Consider the following 16,078-nt stretch of genomic DNA (forward strand, 5'->3'; position numbering starts at 1 on the left):
CATGTCGTCTTTTATAGAAATGATCGAAAACATCACCCCGGATATCTACGAGAGCCTGAAACTGGCTGTGGAAATCGGCAAATGGTCCGACGGTCGCAAGCTCACTCAGGAGCAGCGTGAGCTGTCGCTGCAGGCGCTGATCGCCTGGGAAGTGCAGAACCTGCCGGAAGACCAGCGTACTGGCTACATGGGGCCGCAGGAATGCGCCTCTAAATCGGCCCCAGTGCCCAATATCCTGTTCAAATCGGATGCTATTCATTGATCGAAATTGGTCGCGGAGCAGTCAACAAAATGTCGGCGCGTCAGGATGACACGTCGTGTGTGCAATACGCTTTTCGCCTCGGTGAGACCGAGATCGCGGTCAACCCGCTGATCGGCAAGACGCTGCGTCTGGAGTTTCTCGGCGCCATTCATTGCAGTCATTGCGGGCGCAAGACCAAGTCCAGCTACAGCCAGGGTTACTGCTACCCGTGCATGCTCAAGCTGGCGCAGTGCGACCTGTGCATCATGAGCCCGGAGAAATGCCATCACGATCAGGGTACCTGCCGTGATCCGGCGTGGGGCGAGCAGTTCTGCATGACCGATCACATCGTTTACCTGGCCAATTCCTCAGGCGTGAAGGTCGGTATTACCCGCTCAACGCAATTGCCGACCCGCTGGCTTGACCAGGGCGCAAGCCAGGCCCTGCCGATCCTGCGCGTGGCAACCCGTCAGCAGTCCGGCTTCGTCGAAGACCTGCTGCGCAGCCAGGTGGCCGATCGTACCAACTGGCGTGCCTTGCTCAAGGGTGACGCTCAGCCTGTCGACCTCAAGGCCATTCGCCAGGCGCTGTTCGACAGTTGCGGCGCAGGGCTGCAGGGATTGCAAGAACGATTCGGGCTGCAGGCCATCCAATTGCTACATGACGCCGAGCCTGTCGAGTTTCGTTACCCGGTCGAGGCGTATCCGACCAAGATTGTCAGCTTCAATCTGGACAAGAACCCGATTGCCGAAGGCACGCTGCTGGGGATCAAGGGCCAATACCTGATTTTCGACACGGGCGTGATCAATATCCGCAAGTACACGGCCTATCAGCTGGCCGTGCATCAGTAGAAGGATTCCAGCATGCGCACCGAACAACCGAAAATGATCTACCTGAAGGATTACCAGGCTCCCGAGTACCTCATTGATGAGACGAACCTGACCTTCGAACTGTTCGACGACCACTCGCTGGTCCACGCGCAGCTGGTCATGCGCCGCAACCCTGAGCGTGGCGCAGGCCTGCCAGCGCTGGTGCTCGACGGCCAGAATCTGGAACTGGTCTCGGTCAAGCTGAGCGATGTCGAGCTGAGCGCTGCGGATTATCAACTGACCGACGACCACCTGACCCTGCACCCACAGGCTGACACCTTTACGGTCGACAGCACCGTGCGCATCCATCCGGAATCCAACACCGCGCTGGAAGGGCTGTACAAATCCAGTGGCATGTTCTGCACACAGTGCGAGGCCGAAGGCTTCCGCAAGATCACCTATTACCTTGACCGTCCTGACGTGATGAGCAAGTTCACCACCACCGTCAGCGCTGACAAGCAGGGTTTCCCGATCCTGCTGTCCAACGGCAACCCGGTGGCTAGCGGCGAAGAAGAGGGTGGCCGGCACTGGGCGACCTGGGAAGACCCGTTCATGAAGCCGGCTTACCTGTTTGCACTGGTGGCCGGTGATCTTTGGTGTATCGAAGACACGTTCACCACCATGAATGAGCGGAACGTGACCCTGCGTATCTACGTCGAACCGGAAAACGTCGACAAGTGCCAGCACGCCATGACCAGTCTGAAAAAGTCCATGCGCTGGGACGAAGAGACCTACGGTCGCGAGTACGACCTGGACATCTTCATGATTGTCGCGGTCAACGACTTCAACATGGGCGCGATGGAAAACAAGGGCCTCAACATCTTCAACTCCAGTGCCGTGCTGGCGCGTGCCGAGACGGCGACCGACGCGGCACACCAGCGTGTCGAAGCGATCGTCGCCCACGAATACTTCCATAACTGGTCGGGCAACCGCGTGACCTGCCGTGACTGGTTCCAGCTGTCGCTCAAGGAAGGCTTCACCGTGTACCGCGACGCCGGTTTCTCGGCCGACATGAACTCGGCCACGGTCAAGCGTATTCAGGACGTTGCCTACCTGCGTACCCACCAGTTCGCCGAAGACGCAGGCCCGATGGCGCACGCCGTACGCCCGGACAGCTTCATCGAAATCTCCAACTTCTACACCCTGACCGTGTACGAAAAAGGCTCGGAAGTGGTCGGCATGCTTCACACCCTGCTGGGCGCTGAAGGCTTCCGCCAGGGCAGCGATCTGTATTTCGCGCGCCACGACGGCCAGGCCGTGACCTGCGACGACTTCATCAAGGCCATGGAAGACGCCAATGGCGTCGATCTGACCCAGTTCAAGCGCTGGTACAGCCAGGCGGGCACGCCGCGTCTGGCGGTCAGCGAGTCGTACGACGCTGCGGCCAAGACCTACAGTCTGACCTTCCGCCAGAGCTGCCCGACCACACCGGGCCAGCCTGGCGACCAGAAGCAACCCTTCGTGATTCCCGTCGAACTGGGGCTGCTGGATAACAAGGGTAGCGAGATTGCCCTGCGTCTGGCGAACGAAACGGCGGCGACCGGCACCACGCGGGTATTGTCGGTTATCGACGCCGAGCAGACCTTCACCTTCGTCGATGTCGCCGAAAAGCCGCTGCCTTCGCTGCTGCGCGGTTTCTCTGCGCCGGTCAAGCTGAGCTTCCCGTATGACCGCGACCAGTTGATGTTCCTGATGCAGCACGACAGCGATGGTTTCAATCGTTGGGATGCCGGTCAGCAGTTGTCGGTTCAGGTATTGCAGGAACTGATCGGCCAGCATCAGCAAGGTCAGCCATTGGTCATGGATCAGCGTCTGATCACTGCACTGGGCAGCGTGCTGGCGGACGATGGTCTTGATCAGGCGATGGTCGCGGAAATGCTTTCGTTGCCGGGCGAAGCTTATCTGGCCGAAATCAGCGAAGTGGCCGATGTCGATGCCATTCACGCCGCTCGCGATTTTGCCCGTCAGCAATTGGCAGAGGGGTTGTTCGATGGGCTGCTGGCGCGCTATCAGGCCAACCGTGAAGTGTCGAAGGTCACGCCTTATGTTGCCGAAGCCGCTCACTTTGCCCGTCGCGCGCTGCAGAACATCGCGCTGTCGTACCTGATGCTCAGCGGCAAGCCGGAGGTACTGGCGGCCACTATCGACCAGTTCGACACCAGCGACAACATGACCGAGCGCCTTGCTGCGCTGGCCGTGCTGGTGAATTCGCCGTTCACTGCCGAGCGTGACAAGGCGCTCGCCGTGTTTGCCGAGAACTTCAAGAGCAATGCACTGGTCATGGATCAGTGGTTCAGCGTCCAGGCCGCGAGCACTCTGCCGGGCGGCCTGCAGCGTGTGCAGGAATTGATGAAACACCCGGCCTTCAGCATCAGGAACCCGAACAAGGTGCGTGCCTTGATCGGTGCCTTCGCCGGGCAGAATCTGGTCAACTTCCACGCGGCAGATGGCTCCGGCTATCGCTTCCTGGCGGACCTGGTCATCGAGCTGAACGCGTTGAATCCGCAGATCGCTTCTCGTCAATTGGCACCACTGACCCGCTGGCGCAAATATGACAGCGCCCGTCAGGCGCTGATGAAAGCCGAGCTGGAGCGCATCCTCGCCTCCGGCAAACTGTCTGCGGACGTGTATGAAGTGGTGAGCAAAAGCCTGGCTGAATAAGGGTTTGTGCTGTGCCTGTTGCCTGAGCTGCATGGGTGATAAAGGCGCTGTCTGCTGATGCGGACAGCGCCTTTTTTGCGTCCCGTTGATGGGGGGCGATTGTCTGCTATCCGCGCATCACGCCTGATTCAGCACTCGCTAAAGTTCTTATGGCTCATGGACAAAAAATATAAGTCTTTTTAGATGAAATTTAGGTAATGGAACCGTCTTCGGGACACGGCCACACAGTGTTGGCAACGCGGTAGAGGCCGTCCTGTCTTGGAAGTAATCAAGATCACGGAGGTCTGTTTTCAGCGGTGCCTGGTGCGGAAAAAGTACGTTCGCCCACTCTCGTTAAACTAACTTTAAATAAGGTGAAACGTGTTCAGGATCAATACCGGATCGTCGTCATATAACGTTCAAAGTTCCGCATCCTCTGAAGGTTCTGAGGGCGTAAAGTCGTATGGTTTGCATGATAATTTAAATGTAAGGGCCAACACCACAAAGGTCACTGATTATGTGGGTACCAAGGCCGCCAATCAGATTCCTTGCCTTCTAAGCAACGCGACGTTCCAGGGCGACGTTATATCCGTAGCAAACTCAATGGCGGTCCTTGCTGCGATGGGGCAAGGGCACGGTAATGTTATTGTCGCCGACCTGGATAAGGCACACCTTGCCGGCGTGCAATCAGTCCTCGCAATTGCTCAATCATCTGGCAGTCAAGAGGCGTGGTTGAGAGAGGTGAAACGCCAGCATAAGTCCGGCTATGCAGATCATCTTGAACTATTGATACAACGCAATCAGGAGCATCTGTCATTCGACTCGTTAAAGCAGCGCCTGCATCGCGGAGGCGTCAGCCTCGTCCGGGCAGATATGGCCAGTGACAGCGCAACAGAGTTGGCCGGGCTGGCCCCGCATGGCGTATCCGGAATGTACGTGAGTAATATTGAAATGTACCTCGGCGGTTTTCTTGATAAAGCCAACACTTCCATCAACGAGAGGCAGCAGGCACTGAACACGTTCAAGAATAATATCGTCTCGCTTATGGGGGCCGAGGCATTTCTTATTCGTGGCGAATCGGTAGGTATGCAGGTTCACAATAAGAATGCCGCTATCAACGACTGGATACCCCAAGTCCGTTAACGACCAGGCTGCGTCACACCATCGACAGGAAGGTCTTTTCTTCCCCGCCTTCCTGTCTCTAACCTTGTTCGAACATTCCGCCCGCTCGGGCGTTTTCAAGTGACGTTGGCGCTGAAATAAGTCGCCAATACGGGTGCCTGCGGTCAGCAGCTGCACGGTCAGGGCTTTACCTCCTCGCGATCAATCAGCACGTACAGAGCGCTGCGGCGTAGTGCTATCCAAAAAGGGCGGTCCTTCCTATAAAAAATCTCACATGTGATACATATCTATCTTCAGAAACATCTGCTACGTTGCTCACCTGATCCACGGCCAGCAACAGAGGGAAGCGCCAATGCCTCGTAAAACCCAGGGCGATAACGCAGCGGTCCCGGCCAAGGTTTCCAAGAGTTCCACCGATTACATGCGTGAAATGCGTCAGCGGCTCAAGGAGGCGGGGCTGGTGAAGCGCGAGTTCTGGATCCGGCCCGAAAATGTCGATGCCCTGCGGGGTATCGAAAAAGCCTTAAGACAGCCCTTTTTGGGCGACAGAATAAAACTGGAGGACTTCATGACCGAGAATACCCACTGGACCATCAGCTCTCTGCAGAAGGCACTCAGCGAACTGGAGCTGGTGACGAACGGCAAGATCGAGCTCGACGTGACCGAGGGCGATGCCTCGGGGATCAGGCTGACCATGGCTGACTACGGCGACCTGCCTATCTATATCGCCGTGGAAGGCGAGCAGATTCTCGCCGACGCGACTTTGATCGAAGTGAACAAGATCAAGAACGTGCAGGCCTTCAACGACGTTGTGCTGCGCAGTCGCGACCTGTTTCCACTGTCCTCGATCGGCATTGAAAAGCTGGGCGGCGATCAGGAAGTCTACTGCCTGTTCGGCGCACTGAGCGCTGCCTCGTCGCTCACCGTAATCGTGCAGGAAATCCTCACCCTCGCGGACAACGTGATCCGTGCGGCCGATGCTTTTGAAGATCATTTCATCTACTGAACAGCGCTGTCAGGCGGAGAACATTCATGACTACGAGTATCTGGAAAAAACTGGTCACCGCCGTTCGTGGTGGTGCTTCCGAAGTGGGCGAGTCGATTGCCGACGCCAATGCCATCCGCATCCTGGACCAGGAAATTCGTGACGCCGAGAACGCGCTGGTCAAGGCCCGCGACGGGCTGATCACTATCAAGGCCAAGCACAAACTCTCGGCACAGCGTCTTGAAGAGCACGCCACCAGCATCGCCAATTGGGAAGGTCGCGCCATGCAGGCCCTCGACAAGGGCGAAGAAGCGCTGGCCGTAGAATGCGCGAACAAGATCGCCGAAATCGAAGCCCTGCGTGATCAGGAGCAGGAACTGGCCGAGCAGTTCAGCAAGCAGGTCAACCTGCTGCAGGATCAGGTGATCAAGGCCGAATCGCGAATCAAGAGCCTCAAGCAGCAGGTCGAGATGGCCAAGGCCCGTGAAACCGTGCAAAAGGCCCGCGTTGCAACGGCCACTGCAACCGGTGGCGCCAGCGGCGCTGTAGAAACCGCAGTCGGCTCGCTGGCACGCCTCAAGCAGCGCCAGGATGAACAGGACGCCAAGCTTGAAGCCGCTGAAGAACTGGCCAGCCAGTCCAGCGGCAGCGATCTGGAGCGTCGTCTGCAGGATGCCGGAATCGGTGCCAAAAGCGGCGGTGCGCAGGATGTATTGGCGCGCCTGAAAGCCAAAAGTCAGACGCCGGCTCAGTAAGCGCTGCAACAAGGCAGGCGAGGGTGGTGCATGGCGTTTTCCCGACGACTCAAGGTCATCCTCGTCCTCTCGGCCGTGTTGATTGCGGTACAGGCAATCAACTCGGTCACCGGCAATAGTCTGCTCCATTTCGGTATCATGCCGCGCAGCCTCATCGGGTTGCGCGGCATTGTGTTTGCCCCCTTCCTGCACGGGTCCATTCAGCACTTGCTCAGCAATCTGTTGCCGTTCATTGTGCTGAGCTGGCTGGTGGCGACCGAGGGTGTCAGGCGTTATGCATGGGTCGCCGGGCTGGTCTGCCTGCTGGGCGGGCTTCTGGTCTGGAGCTTCGGTCGCAGCAATATCCATATCGGCTCAAGCTGTCTGATTTTTGGTTTGTGGGCTTATCTGCTGGCACGGGCGTGGTATCAGCGCAGTATCGCCAGCGTGCTGATCGCGTTGCTGGTGCTGGCCGCTTACAGCGGGCTGGTGTTTGGCTTCGTTCCGGTGGCCGGCGTGTCGTTCGAATCACATATCGCTGGCGCACTTGCGGGCGTTTGTGTGGCCTGGCTGATGCATTCCAGGGCATTGCTGGCACAGAAGTGAGTCAGTCTCACGCGCGGAAGCAGTGCGCCTTTTGCGCTTGAAGAGCGTTATATATCGTCACCCGTCACTGCAAGGAAATGGATTATGAGTTGGTTCAAACGGGCCATGGGCCTAGAAGCCCCCAAGGCATCAGGCCGGGACGGCGCACAACCGGTCAGCACGGTGAGTCCGTTGGGGCTGGCGTCCGGACGCATGCTATGCCTGGACAGTTCACTGAAGCTGTTGCTCGACGGTCACTCGGAAGTGGTCGTCCCGGGCGATGAAAAGGTCTGGTCCGTAGGGCATATCGATCTCGGCCAATCCATGGCGCTGCATCGTTTCTACCTCGATAACGAGGACTACTTTCTGCAAGTGGTCAGCGACGGCCCCAACCCGGAAGACGTGCAGGACATCATCCTGTTCGGCTATTACAGTGCCGAGCCGATCACCAGCAAGGATGAATTGCTGCGCCTGACCGGCCCGTCGTCGAAGATCGGCCTGCCGACCTACGAGCACGATGGCGAGGTCTTCGAGCGGCAATGGGGGACTTCACCCGGCCAGACCGAGCTGACGCCACTCGATGAAGACATCGTCAGTCCTGACGCGACTTATCGCGTCAAGCACCTGAGCATGCTGTACGCCCGCGAAACGGGGCTGATCAACCGCCGTGAGTTTCTGCTGTTTTCCGTAGAGGAAGACGAGGAGGGCAGCATCACGCTCACCACGGCAGTCGGCATCACGCTGCAATCCACTGATATCAACGTTCTTTGACAAGGAAATCCTCATGATCGACGCGCTGCGTATGTCGCTCAATGCCACTGCTGTGTTCGGCTTCGTCCTGTACATCCTGGTGGCGGCGATTCTGTTCGCGCTGTTCCAGTTCATCTACAGCCGGATCACGCCACACAAGGAATTTGCGCTGATTCGCGAGAATAACAGTGCAGCGGCAGTTGCCCTCGGTGGTTCGCTGATCGGTTTCGCGCTGCCAGCCAGTAACATCATCAGCTACAGCATCAGCATTCTGGACGTGATCGTCTGGGCAGTGATTGCCGCCGTCGTGCAGCTGCTGGCGTTCGGCGTTACCAGCCTGGTGCTCAAAGGCCTGTCGACGCGTATCGCCAAGGGCGAAATGGCGGCAGCCATCTATTCGGCCAGCGTCGCGATCAGCGTCGGTCTTCTCAACGCCGCCTGCATGACCCCGTCGGTCTGACGGCAGCCTTGAACAAGGAGACTCACGATGAGACGTAGTTCAGTAAAACTGGTACTCGCCGGTGCGCTGCCGCTGGCCCTTGCCGGGTGCGGTCCGTCCGAGCAGAAGGACACCGTCAACGCCAAGGCCAACTTCAGTTCGGTGCAGGAATGCGCCGATGCCAAGGTGCCGGTTAATATCTGTTCGGATGCCTACATGCAGGCGCTGTCCGATCATCGCCGCATTGCGCCCACCTATGATGACAAGGCCTCCTGCGATGCGGACTTCGTACCGGATTATTGCCAGGTCACCTCTGACGGCAAGTACATGCCCAAGCTCGGCGGCTTCGAACTGGGTTTTTCCGGGCAAGTGCCGAAAGAGGCGCTGGACCGGGCCAATCAGGAAGTCAACCAGTCTGCTTCGGCAGGCATGAGTGGCACCACCGGGCTGATGGCCGGCTTGCTGATCGGCAATCTGCTCAGCAACGGTTTCGGCAATAACCGCTATTACTCGCAGCCCATCTATCAGACGCGCGATGACCGTGGCGGCTATTACAGCTCCTCTCTGCCCAGCCAGATCGATCGCGGCAAGACCTTCGGGCGCTCGACTCAGGCGCAATCCAGCCCGGATCGCAGCTACGGCAGGAGCACCCTGGGGCGCAACCTGGGCAGCTCGGGTTCCGGCTCGTCCTCGGTGTCATCGACTATCTCGCGCGGCGGCTTCGGCAGCCAGGCTTCGGCACGCAGTGGCTGGGGCGGCAAGAGCAGCAGTGGCAGCGGCAGTTTCGGAGGCTGACGGTTCGCGGCATGAAAAAGATCAGCATCGAGGAACGTCCGGACTGGCGCACCACCGCCGAACGTGAAGGGTTCAACTTTCACACCATCGACGGCGAGCGTTACTGGGACGAGCGCGGGTATTACCTGTTCAGCGAACAGCAGATTACCCGCGATCTTGAAGCGCCCACCCAGGAGCTTCACCAGATGTGCATGGACGCCGTGGCGCGAGTGGTGGACAGCGAAGCGCTGCTCCATCAACTGGCGATTCCGGAAGCGTTCTTCGACCTGATCCAGACCTCGTGGAAGGAGGGACATCCGCATCTGTACGGGCGCTTCGATTTTGCCTACGACGGTACGGGCCCGGCAAAGATGTACGAAATCAATGCCGATACGCCGACCAGTCTGATGGAAGCGGGGGCGGTGCAGCTGCTCTGGCTGGAAGAGCAGATGGCACGCGGCGTGTTGCCTGCGCATGCCACCCAGTTCAACTCGATTGCCGAGGACCTGGTTCGGGCCTTTGCCGAGTTTCCCGGCACGACTCCCTTCTACTTTTCGGCGATGTCCGGTTCCATCGAAGACCGGGGCACCACCGATTTCCTGCGGCGTATGGCAGCACACGTCGGCATTGATGCGAGGCATATCGATATCGAAGACATCGGGCTCGGCGCTGACGGGCGTTTTGTCGATCTGGACGGGCGCTGGATCGAGCGCTTGTTCAAGCTGCATGCGTGGGAGCACATCTTTCACGAGGAGTTCGGCCAGCACGTGTCAGCCGCTGGCACCCAGTTCGTCGAACCCGCGTGGAAGGCGATTCTCAGCAATAAGGGGATTCTGCCGTTGTTGTGGCAGTTCAACGAAGGCCATCCGAACCTGCTGCCTGCGCACGTCGACCAGGACCCGAACAAAGCGGTCCCCAAAGGCTGGGTACGCAAACCGTACTTTTCCCGTGAGGGCGCCAACATTGAAATGCGCACGCCCGGCGATCAGGTCATCTCGGTCGATGGGCCGTACACTGATGCGCCCTACATTCTGCAGGCCTACTCGCCGCTTCCGCGATTCGGCGACAGCTACACGCTGATCGGCTCCTGGGTCATCGGCGATCTTGCGTCAGGGATCGGTATTCGTGAAGACGACAGCCTGATCACCAAGGACACCAGTCGCTTTCTGCCACACGTTGTCATCGACTGAGCCTTGCCTGTCGTCACCCGGTGTTACTGGCTTCGAGCACGTAACACTCTTGTTGTTACCCTCTGTTCATATACCCGCCAATAAGTCGCCGTAATGAGTTGCCTTGTGAGTGCGGTGTCTGACAATCAAACAGACGCTGTCGTTGTTTTTAATTCTGGTCATAACGCGGGTGCGCGATAGTTCAGATCTGTACCTTATATAAGTAGTGATCTGTTCTTTATCGCGTATTGGCATTCGCGTTGCATTACTGTGGGCTATTACGGGTGCCTGTTTTGTTGGTGTTTAACAGCGTGTTGTCCATTCTTCTTGTTCTGTGAAGTTTCCTACAGACGTATACCCGATAGATAACCTGTTCGCGGTAAGAATACGTGGGCAATTCAGTTCGCCTGTTCAACATACGGTTATTGGCCGAGCGTCAATAACCGTCTCGCCCTCATAACCTGCCGTTTACACGGAACCAATCCCGGCCTGGACGCCATACATGCGTCCCGACGTGGCCATGCAAGGAGAGCCCACATGCTCATGAAACAACGGCTGGGCAGCGCGCTGGCGCTGCTGTTCACGATCAACACCTGCCAGGCAGTCGATACCACGTTACTCGGGAGTCGTTTGACCCCGCTGGGAGGCGAGATGGCAGGTAATGCCACGGGGACCATTCCGCCCTGGACGGGCGGAATCACCCGACCGCCGTCCGGATACAAGGGGTCGGGCACTCGGCATGTCGACCCGTATGCGGCTGACAAGCCCCTGTTCACCATCACTCACGCCAACATGCAGCACTACCGCACGCGCCTGACGCCAGGGCAGGTGGCGATGTTCGAAACCTACCCCGACAGCTACCGGATGCCGGTATACCCCACGCGACGTTCCGGATCGGCACCGCAATGGGTGTACGACAACACCCGCCGCAATGCGCAGAAAGCCCGATTGATCGGCGGCGGCAACGGTTTTGTCGATGCCTACGGCGGCATTCCATTTCCGCTTCCGGAAAAGGGCATTCAGGCCGTGTGGAATCACATTGTCCGGTATCGCGGCCATTATGCGGTGCGGCGCACTTCGGAAGTCGCTATAAAGCGCGACGGCAGTTTCAAACTGAACACTTCGCGTCAGGAAGTGCTGTTTCGCTTCTACGATCCTGCGGGCAGCTTTGCCAGTCTGGATAATGTGCTGTTCTATTACCTGTCGTTTATCCAGTGCCCGACGCGCATGGCCGGTTCTGCCGTGCTGGTCCATGAAACACTGGACCAGATTCAGGAGCCGCGGCAGGCGTGGGCCTACAGTGTGCGGCAACGTCGGGTACGCCGCGCGCCGAGTCTGGCTTACGACATGCCGATCCCGGCCTCTGAAGGCTTGCGCACGGCCGACGACACCGACATGTTCAATGGCTCGCCGGATCGTTACGACTGGACGTTACTGGGCAAACGCGAGATTTATATTCCCTACAACAACTACCGGATTTCCAGCCCCGACATTACCTATCGGCAATTATTGCAGGTGGGTCATCTCAACCCGGCCTATACGCGCCATGAGTTGCATCGCGTATGGGTGGTGGAGGGCACGCTCAAACCGACCGCGCGTCATGTCTATTCAAGACGCACGCTGTACCTGGACGAGGACAGTTGGCAGGCTGCAATCGTCGATCAGTACGACGCTCGGGGGCAGTTGTGGCGCGTCTCCATGGCGTACCTGAAGAACTATTACGAACTGCCGACGACCTGGTCCGCTCTGGACGTCTTCCATGACCTGCAGGCGCGGCGTTATCACGTACAGAACCTCGACAATCAGGAGCCTGGCACCAGTGACTTCTCTCAGCCGGTACCCAGCGTGAACGCCTTCAAACCAGCGGCCTTGCGGCGCAGAAGCATTCGCTGACCGGCGTCTGGTCAATCTGTCCGATCAACCGTCGTTATGTTTCATCAATCACATTCAGCACGCTTAACAAAAGATAACGACATGTCGATTGTCAGGCATTTGCAAAGCTGCCTAGGATGGCTGAGCTTCCAGACAGGTAACGCCATAGCGCTGCGGGCGTCGACATCGATATGAGTTGTCCGGCACCCGCACCCGATAACAGCCACCTGATAATAATAAGAGCGGAAAAGTCCATGCGTGAGTCTTTCCATCGTCGCACCCGGTTATGCGCAGGCATGTTTCTGGCTGTCGTTGCGTCATCCCTGTTTGCGCTGCCAGCCATGGCTGGTTCCGAGGCGCTAGCCACTGCCGTTGCTGCAGACGCTCCTGTTTATGCCATCGAGTCGGCCAAAGCCTCTCGCACGTTATTACTGGACGTCGCCCATGCGGGCGCGCGGCTGGTCGTGGTGGGTGACCATGGGCATATTCTGCTTTCCGATGATCAGGGCAACACCTGGAGTCAGGCCCGCGTGCCTACCCGGCAGTTGTTGACGGCCGTGTTTTTTGTGGATGAACAGCACGGTTGGGCGGTCGGTCACGACGCGCAGGTACTGGCCAGCAGCGATGGCGGCAAGACCTGGAACAAGCAGTTCGAGGACTTGAAGCGCGAGGCTCCGTTGCTGGATGTCTGGTTCAAGGACCTCGACAACGGTTTGGCCATCGGCGCATACGGCCTGTTGCTAAGTACCGCCGATGGCGGGCAGCACTGGGAAGATGTCAGCGACCGGCTGGACAACGAAGACCAATACCACCTGAACGGCATCGCTCAGGTCAAGGACGCCGGCCTGTTCATTGTCGGCGAAGCGGGCAGCATGTTTCGCTCCCGCGACGAGGGACGGACCTGGGAGAAAATCGCCGGCCCGTATCAAGGCTCGTTATTCGGCGTGATCGGCACGGCTCAGCCGTCCACGCTGCTGGCCTATGGTCTGCGCGGCAATTTGTTTCGCTCCAGCGATTTTGGTGACAGCTGGCAGCCCATCGAACTTAAGGGCGCGCGCGGGCCGCTCGAGTTCGGTCTGGCCAGCGCCACGCTGCTGGCCGATGACTCGCTGGTGCTGGTCGGCAATGGCGGCAGTGTCATGCGCAGCACCGATGACGGGGAAACATTCGCGGTCTTCAATCGACCTGATCGCATCTCGCTGGCCGGGGTCACCGGCAACCCTCAGGGCAATCTGATTCTGGTCGGGCAGGGCGGTGTTCGCATCGCCTCGCCAACGGGCGCCGAGACGACCCAACAATAAGACCTTTCAGGGCGGGGATATTCAGGCATGAGCACGCACCAGCACGCGCAAGATCCGGATGAAAAGGCAACCTTCCTTGAACGCCTGATTTTCAACCATCGCCCGGCAGTCATCATCCTCTGCCTGCTGGCCAGCCTCTTTCTGTTCTGGCAGGCCACGCAGGTGCGGCCTTCCACCAGTTTCGAGAAGATGATCCCGCTGTCTCATCCGTTCATTCAGAACATGATGGAACACCGCAACGATCTGGCGAATCTGGGTAACACCGTTCGTATCTCGGTGGAGGCCAAGGATGGTGATATCTTTTCCAGACAGTACATGGAGACGCTGCGTCAGATCAGCGACGAGGTGTTCTATATTCCCGGCGTCGACCGGTCTGGCCTGAAATCGCTGTGGAGCCCGAGCGTACGCTGGACCGAAGTGACGGAGGAGGGCTTTGCCGGAGGCGAAGTGATTCCGCAGAGTTACAACGGTTCGGATGAGAGTCTGGATCTGTTGCGCAACAACATACTCAAGTCCGGACAGGTCGGACGGTTGGTGGCCAACGATTTCAAATCCAGCATCATTGATGTGCCGTTGCAGGAGTCCTACCCCGACCCGGCAGATCAGGGCAAGTTGCTGGCGCTGGACTATCAGCAGTTCTCGCACCAGCTTGAAGAGAAGATCCGCGACAAGTACGAAGCACAGAACCCCAACATCAAGATTCATATCGTCGGTTTCGCCAAGAAGGTCGGTGATCTGATCGACAGTCTGTTCATGGTGGTGATGTTCTTCGGCATCGCCTTTCTGATCACGCTGGTGCTGCTGATCTGGTTCACCCGCTGTCTTCGCAGCACCATCGCCGTGCTGATCACCACGTTGATTGCGGTGATCTGGCAATTGGGGCTGATGCACGTCGTGGGGTTCGGTATTGACCCGTACTCGATGCTGGTGCCGTTCCTGATCTTCGCCATCGGCATCTCTCACGGTGTACAGAAGATCAACGGTATTGCCCTGCAATCCAGCGAGGCCGACAACGCCCTGACCGCTGCAAGGCGGACGTTTCGTCAGCTGTTTCTGCCCGGCATGATCGCGATTCTGGCCGATGCGGTCGGCTTTATTACGCTGCTGATTATCGACATCGGGGTGATCCGCGAGCTGGCCATCGGCGCTTCCATTGGTGTGGCAGTGATCGTGTTCACCAACCTGATCCTGCTGCCGGTGGCGATTTCCTACGTGGGCATCAGCAAGCGGGCGATCAATCGCAGCAAGCAGGATGCGGTCTCCGAGCATCCGTTCTGGCGCTTGCTGTCCAACTTTGCCAGCCCAAAGGTTGCACCTGTCTCGATTGTGCTGGCGCTGCTGGCCTTCGGTGGCGGCCTCTGGCACAGCCAGAACCTCAAGATCGGCGACCTGGACCAGGGCGCGCCGGAGCTGCGTCCCGATTCACGCTACAACAAGGACAACGCGTTCATTATCAATCATTACTCCACCAGTTCGGACGTGCTGGTGGTGATGGTCAAGACGCCACCAGAAGGTTGCTCGGCTTATCCAACCATGTCAGCGATCAACGAGCTGGCCTGGAAGATGGAAAACACCCAGGGCGTGCAGTCGGCCATTTCGCTGGTGACGGTGTCGAGACAGATGATCAAGGGCATGAACGAGGGCAACCTGAAATGGGAGAGCCTGTCGCGTAACAAGGACGTGCTGAACAACTCCATCGCCCGCGCCGACGGCCTTTACAACAACACCTGTTCGCTGGCGCCCCTGCTGGTGTTCCTCAACGACCATAAGGCCGAGACTCTCGACCGTGCGGTGCACGCAGTGCAGGACTTCGCTAAACAGAACAGCACGCCGGACCTGCAATTTCTGCCGGCCGCCGGCAACGCTGGTATCGAGGCCGCGACCAACGAGGTGATCAAAAAATCCGAGCTGACCATTTTGATTCTGGTCTACCTCTGCGTGGCAGCGATGTGCATGATCACCTTCCGCTCATGGGCCGCTACGCTGTGCATCGTCCTGCCACTGGTGCTGACCTCGGTACTGGGCAACGCCCTGATGGCGTTCATGGGCATCGGCGTCAAGGTCGCGACCTTGCCGGTGGTGGCGCTGGGCGTGGGCATCGGCGTCGATTACGGCATCTACATCTACAGCCGTCTGGAAAGCTTCCTGCGCGCCGGACTGCCATTGCAGGAAGCCTATTACGAAACCCTCAAATCCACCGGCAAGGCCGTGCTGTTCACCGGCCTGTGTCTGGCCATCGGTGTGTGCACCTGGATCTTCTCGGCGATCAAGTTCCAGGCCGACATGGGCCTGATGCTGACCTTCATGCTGCTGTGGAACATGTTCGGCGCACTGTGGCTGCTGCCCGCGCTGGCGCGGTTTCTGATCAAGCCGGAGAAGATGGCGGGGAAGGTGGGGAACTCGTTGTTTTCGCATTGAGACACACATGAGGTTATCCATCCTCTTCTTGGTGATGTGTCTTCGCTCTGTGCTGAACGTTTCGCAGCGCGCGGTTGCTTTGTTGAACGGCTTGTGGCAGGTCAAGGTTGTCTTGACCTGTAAAAGGGGGACAACGGGGTGAAAAAAAGGGCGAAAAATAGAGTTTTTAGGGTGATAGA

At 58.3% G+C, this 16,078-nt stretch carries 14 protein-coding genes; all 14 read left to right on the plus strand.

Features of this window, described 5'->3' with window-relative positions:
• Window position 1 precedes the first annotated feature (1 nt).
• The 14 genes from JOE39_RS02015 to JOE39_RS02080 all read left to right on the plus strand — a co-directional run bounded on the left by JOE39_RS02015 (window position 2) and on the right by JOE39_RS02080 (window position 15,899).
• Window positions 2-262 carry a DUF1315 family protein gene (locus JOE39_RS02015; RefSeq protein WP_002554502.1) on the plus strand — a complete coding sequence of 87 codons (261 nt, stop codon included), beginning with the start codon at window positions 2-4 and terminating at the stop codon, window positions 260-262.
• Window positions 259-1,092, plus strand: a complete 834-nt coding sequence (locus JOE39_RS02020) for a DUF2797 domain-containing protein (RefSeq protein WP_024647953.1) — start codon at window positions 259-261, stop codon at window positions 1,090-1,092. Before JOE39_RS02015 ends, JOE39_RS02020 begins: the two co-directional genes overlap by 4 nt.
• Before the next feature lie 12 nt (window positions 1,093-1,104).
• The gene (gene pepN / locus JOE39_RS02025; RefSeq protein WP_210077977.1) at window positions 1,105-3,771 is read left to right on the plus strand and encodes an aminopeptidase N; all 2,667 of its coding nucleotides are present in this window, start codon (window positions 1,105-1,107) and stop codon (window positions 3,769-3,771) included.
• Between the two features lie 360 nt (window positions 3,772-4,131).
• Complete coding sequence (locus JOE39_RS02030; RefSeq protein ID WP_229636543.1) at window positions 4,132-4,893, plus strand: hypothetical protein; 762 nt, start codon at window positions 4,132-4,134, stop codon at window positions 4,891-4,893.
• Between the two features lie 331 nt (window positions 4,894-5,224).
• Entirely contained in the window at window positions 5,225-5,878 is a 654-nt protein-coding gene (locus JOE39_RS02035; RefSeq protein WP_003415706.1) for a YjfI family protein, read from the plus strand.
• A gap of 26 nt (window positions 5,879-5,904) precedes the next feature.
• Window positions 5,905-6,612 (plus strand): PspA/IM30 family protein, encoded by a 708-nt coding sequence (locus JOE39_RS02040; RefSeq protein ID WP_210077975.1) that lies wholly within the window; start codon window positions 5,905-5,907, stop codon window positions 6,610-6,612.
• A gap of 30 nt (window positions 6,613-6,642) precedes the next feature.
• Window positions 6,643-7,197: a rhomboid family intramembrane serine protease gene (locus JOE39_RS02045; protein ID WP_210077973.1), complete on the plus strand. Its 555-nt coding sequence runs from the start codon at window positions 6,643-6,645 to the stop codon at window positions 7,195-7,197.
• A gap of 84 nt (window positions 7,198-7,281) precedes the next feature.
• Window positions 7,282-7,947 (plus strand): DUF2491 family protein, encoded by a 666-nt coding sequence (locus tag JOE39_RS02050; RefSeq protein ID WP_003409663.1) that lies wholly within the window; start codon window positions 7,282-7,284, stop codon window positions 7,945-7,947.
• 13 nt (window positions 7,948-7,960) lie between these two features.
• A complete protein-coding gene (locus JOE39_RS02055; RefSeq protein ID WP_024693774.1) occupies window positions 7,961-8,386 on the plus strand; it encodes a DUF350 domain-containing protein in 426 nt (141 codons plus the stop codon).
• 27 nt (window positions 8,387-8,413) lie between these two features.
• A complete protein-coding gene (locus JOE39_RS02060) occupies window positions 8,414-9,160 on the plus strand; it encodes a DUF1190 domain-containing protein (protein WP_003390775.1) in 747 nt (248 codons plus the stop codon).
• An 11-nt stretch (window positions 9,161-9,171) separates the two neighbouring features.
• Window positions 9,172-10,329, plus strand: a complete 1,158-nt coding sequence (locus JOE39_RS02065; RefSeq protein ID WP_004418558.1) for a glutathionylspermidine synthase family protein — start codon at window positions 9,172-9,174, stop codon at window positions 10,327-10,329.
• A gap of 516 nt (window positions 10,330-10,845) precedes the next feature.
• Window positions 10,846-12,201, plus strand: coding sequence for a DUF1329 domain-containing protein (locus tag JOE39_RS02070; protein WP_024662464.1), 1,356 nt, complete (start codon window positions 10,846-10,848; stop codon window positions 12,199-12,201).
• A 233-nt stretch (window positions 12,202-12,434) separates the two neighbouring features.
• Entirely contained in the window at window positions 12,435-13,481 is a 1,047-nt protein-coding gene (locus JOE39_RS02075) for a YCF48-related protein (protein ID WP_024664715.1), read from the plus strand.
• A gap of 27 nt (window positions 13,482-13,508) precedes the next feature.
• On the plus strand, window positions 13,509-15,899 hold the full coding sequence (locus tag JOE39_RS02080; protein WP_057445241.1) for an RND family transporter: 2,391 nt from the start codon (window positions 13,509-13,511) through the stop codon (window positions 15,897-15,899).
• Window positions 15,900-16,078 lie beyond the last annotated feature (179 nt).

The sequence above is a fragment of the Pseudomonas sp. PvP100 genome, from assembly GCF_017833055.1.
GTDB lineage: Bacteria > Pseudomonadota > Gammaproteobacteria > Pseudomonadales > Pseudomonadaceae > Aquipseudomonas > Aquipseudomonas syringae.

Bases quoted from the DNA above. Each gene is read 5' to 3' on its own strand.
- pepN (WP_210077977.1), top strand. From the start codon at position 1,105: ATGCGCACCGAACAACCGAAAATGATCTACCTGAAGGATTACCAGGCT.
- JOE39_RS02040 (WP_210077975.1), top strand. From the start codon at position 5,905: ATGACTACGAGTATCTGGAAAAAACTGGTCACCGCCGTTCGTGGTGGT.
- JOE39_RS02065 (WP_004418558.1), top strand. From the start codon at position 9,172: ATGAAAAAGATCAGCATCGAGGAACGTCCGGACTGGCGCACCACCGCC.
- JOE39_RS02055 (WP_024693774.1), top strand. From the start codon at position 7,961: ATGATCGACGCGCTGCGTATGTCGCTCAATGCCACTGCTGTGTTCGGC.
- JOE39_RS02070 (WP_024662464.1), top strand. From the start codon at position 10,846: ATGCTCATGAAACAACGGCTGGGCAGCGCGCTGGCGCTGCTGTTCACG.
- JOE39_RS02045 (WP_210077973.1), top strand. From the start codon at position 6,643: ATGGCGTTTTCCCGACGACTCAAGGTCATCCTCGTCCTCTCGGCCGTG.
- JOE39_RS02080 (WP_057445241.1), top strand. From the start codon at position 13,509: ATGAGCACGCACCAGCACGCGCAAGATCCGGATGAAAAGGCAACCTTC.
- JOE39_RS02075 (WP_024664715.1), top strand. From the start codon at position 12,435: ATGCGTGAGTCTTTCCATCGTCGCACCCGGTTATGCGCAGGCATGTTT.
- JOE39_RS02060 (WP_003390775.1), top strand. From the start codon at position 8,414: ATGAGACGTAGTTCAGTAAAACTGGTACTCGCCGGTGCGCTGCCGCTG.
- JOE39_RS02015 (WP_002554502.1), top strand. From the start codon at position 2: ATGTCGTCTTTTATAGAAATGATCGAAAACATCACCCCGGATATCTAC.
- JOE39_RS02050 (WP_003409663.1), top strand. From the start codon at position 7,282: ATGAGTTGGTTCAAACGGGCCATGGGCCTAGAAGCCCCCAAGGCATCA.
- JOE39_RS02035 (WP_003415706.1), top strand. From the start codon at position 5,225: ATGCCTCGTAAAACCCAGGGCGATAACGCAGCGGTCCCGGCCAAGGTT.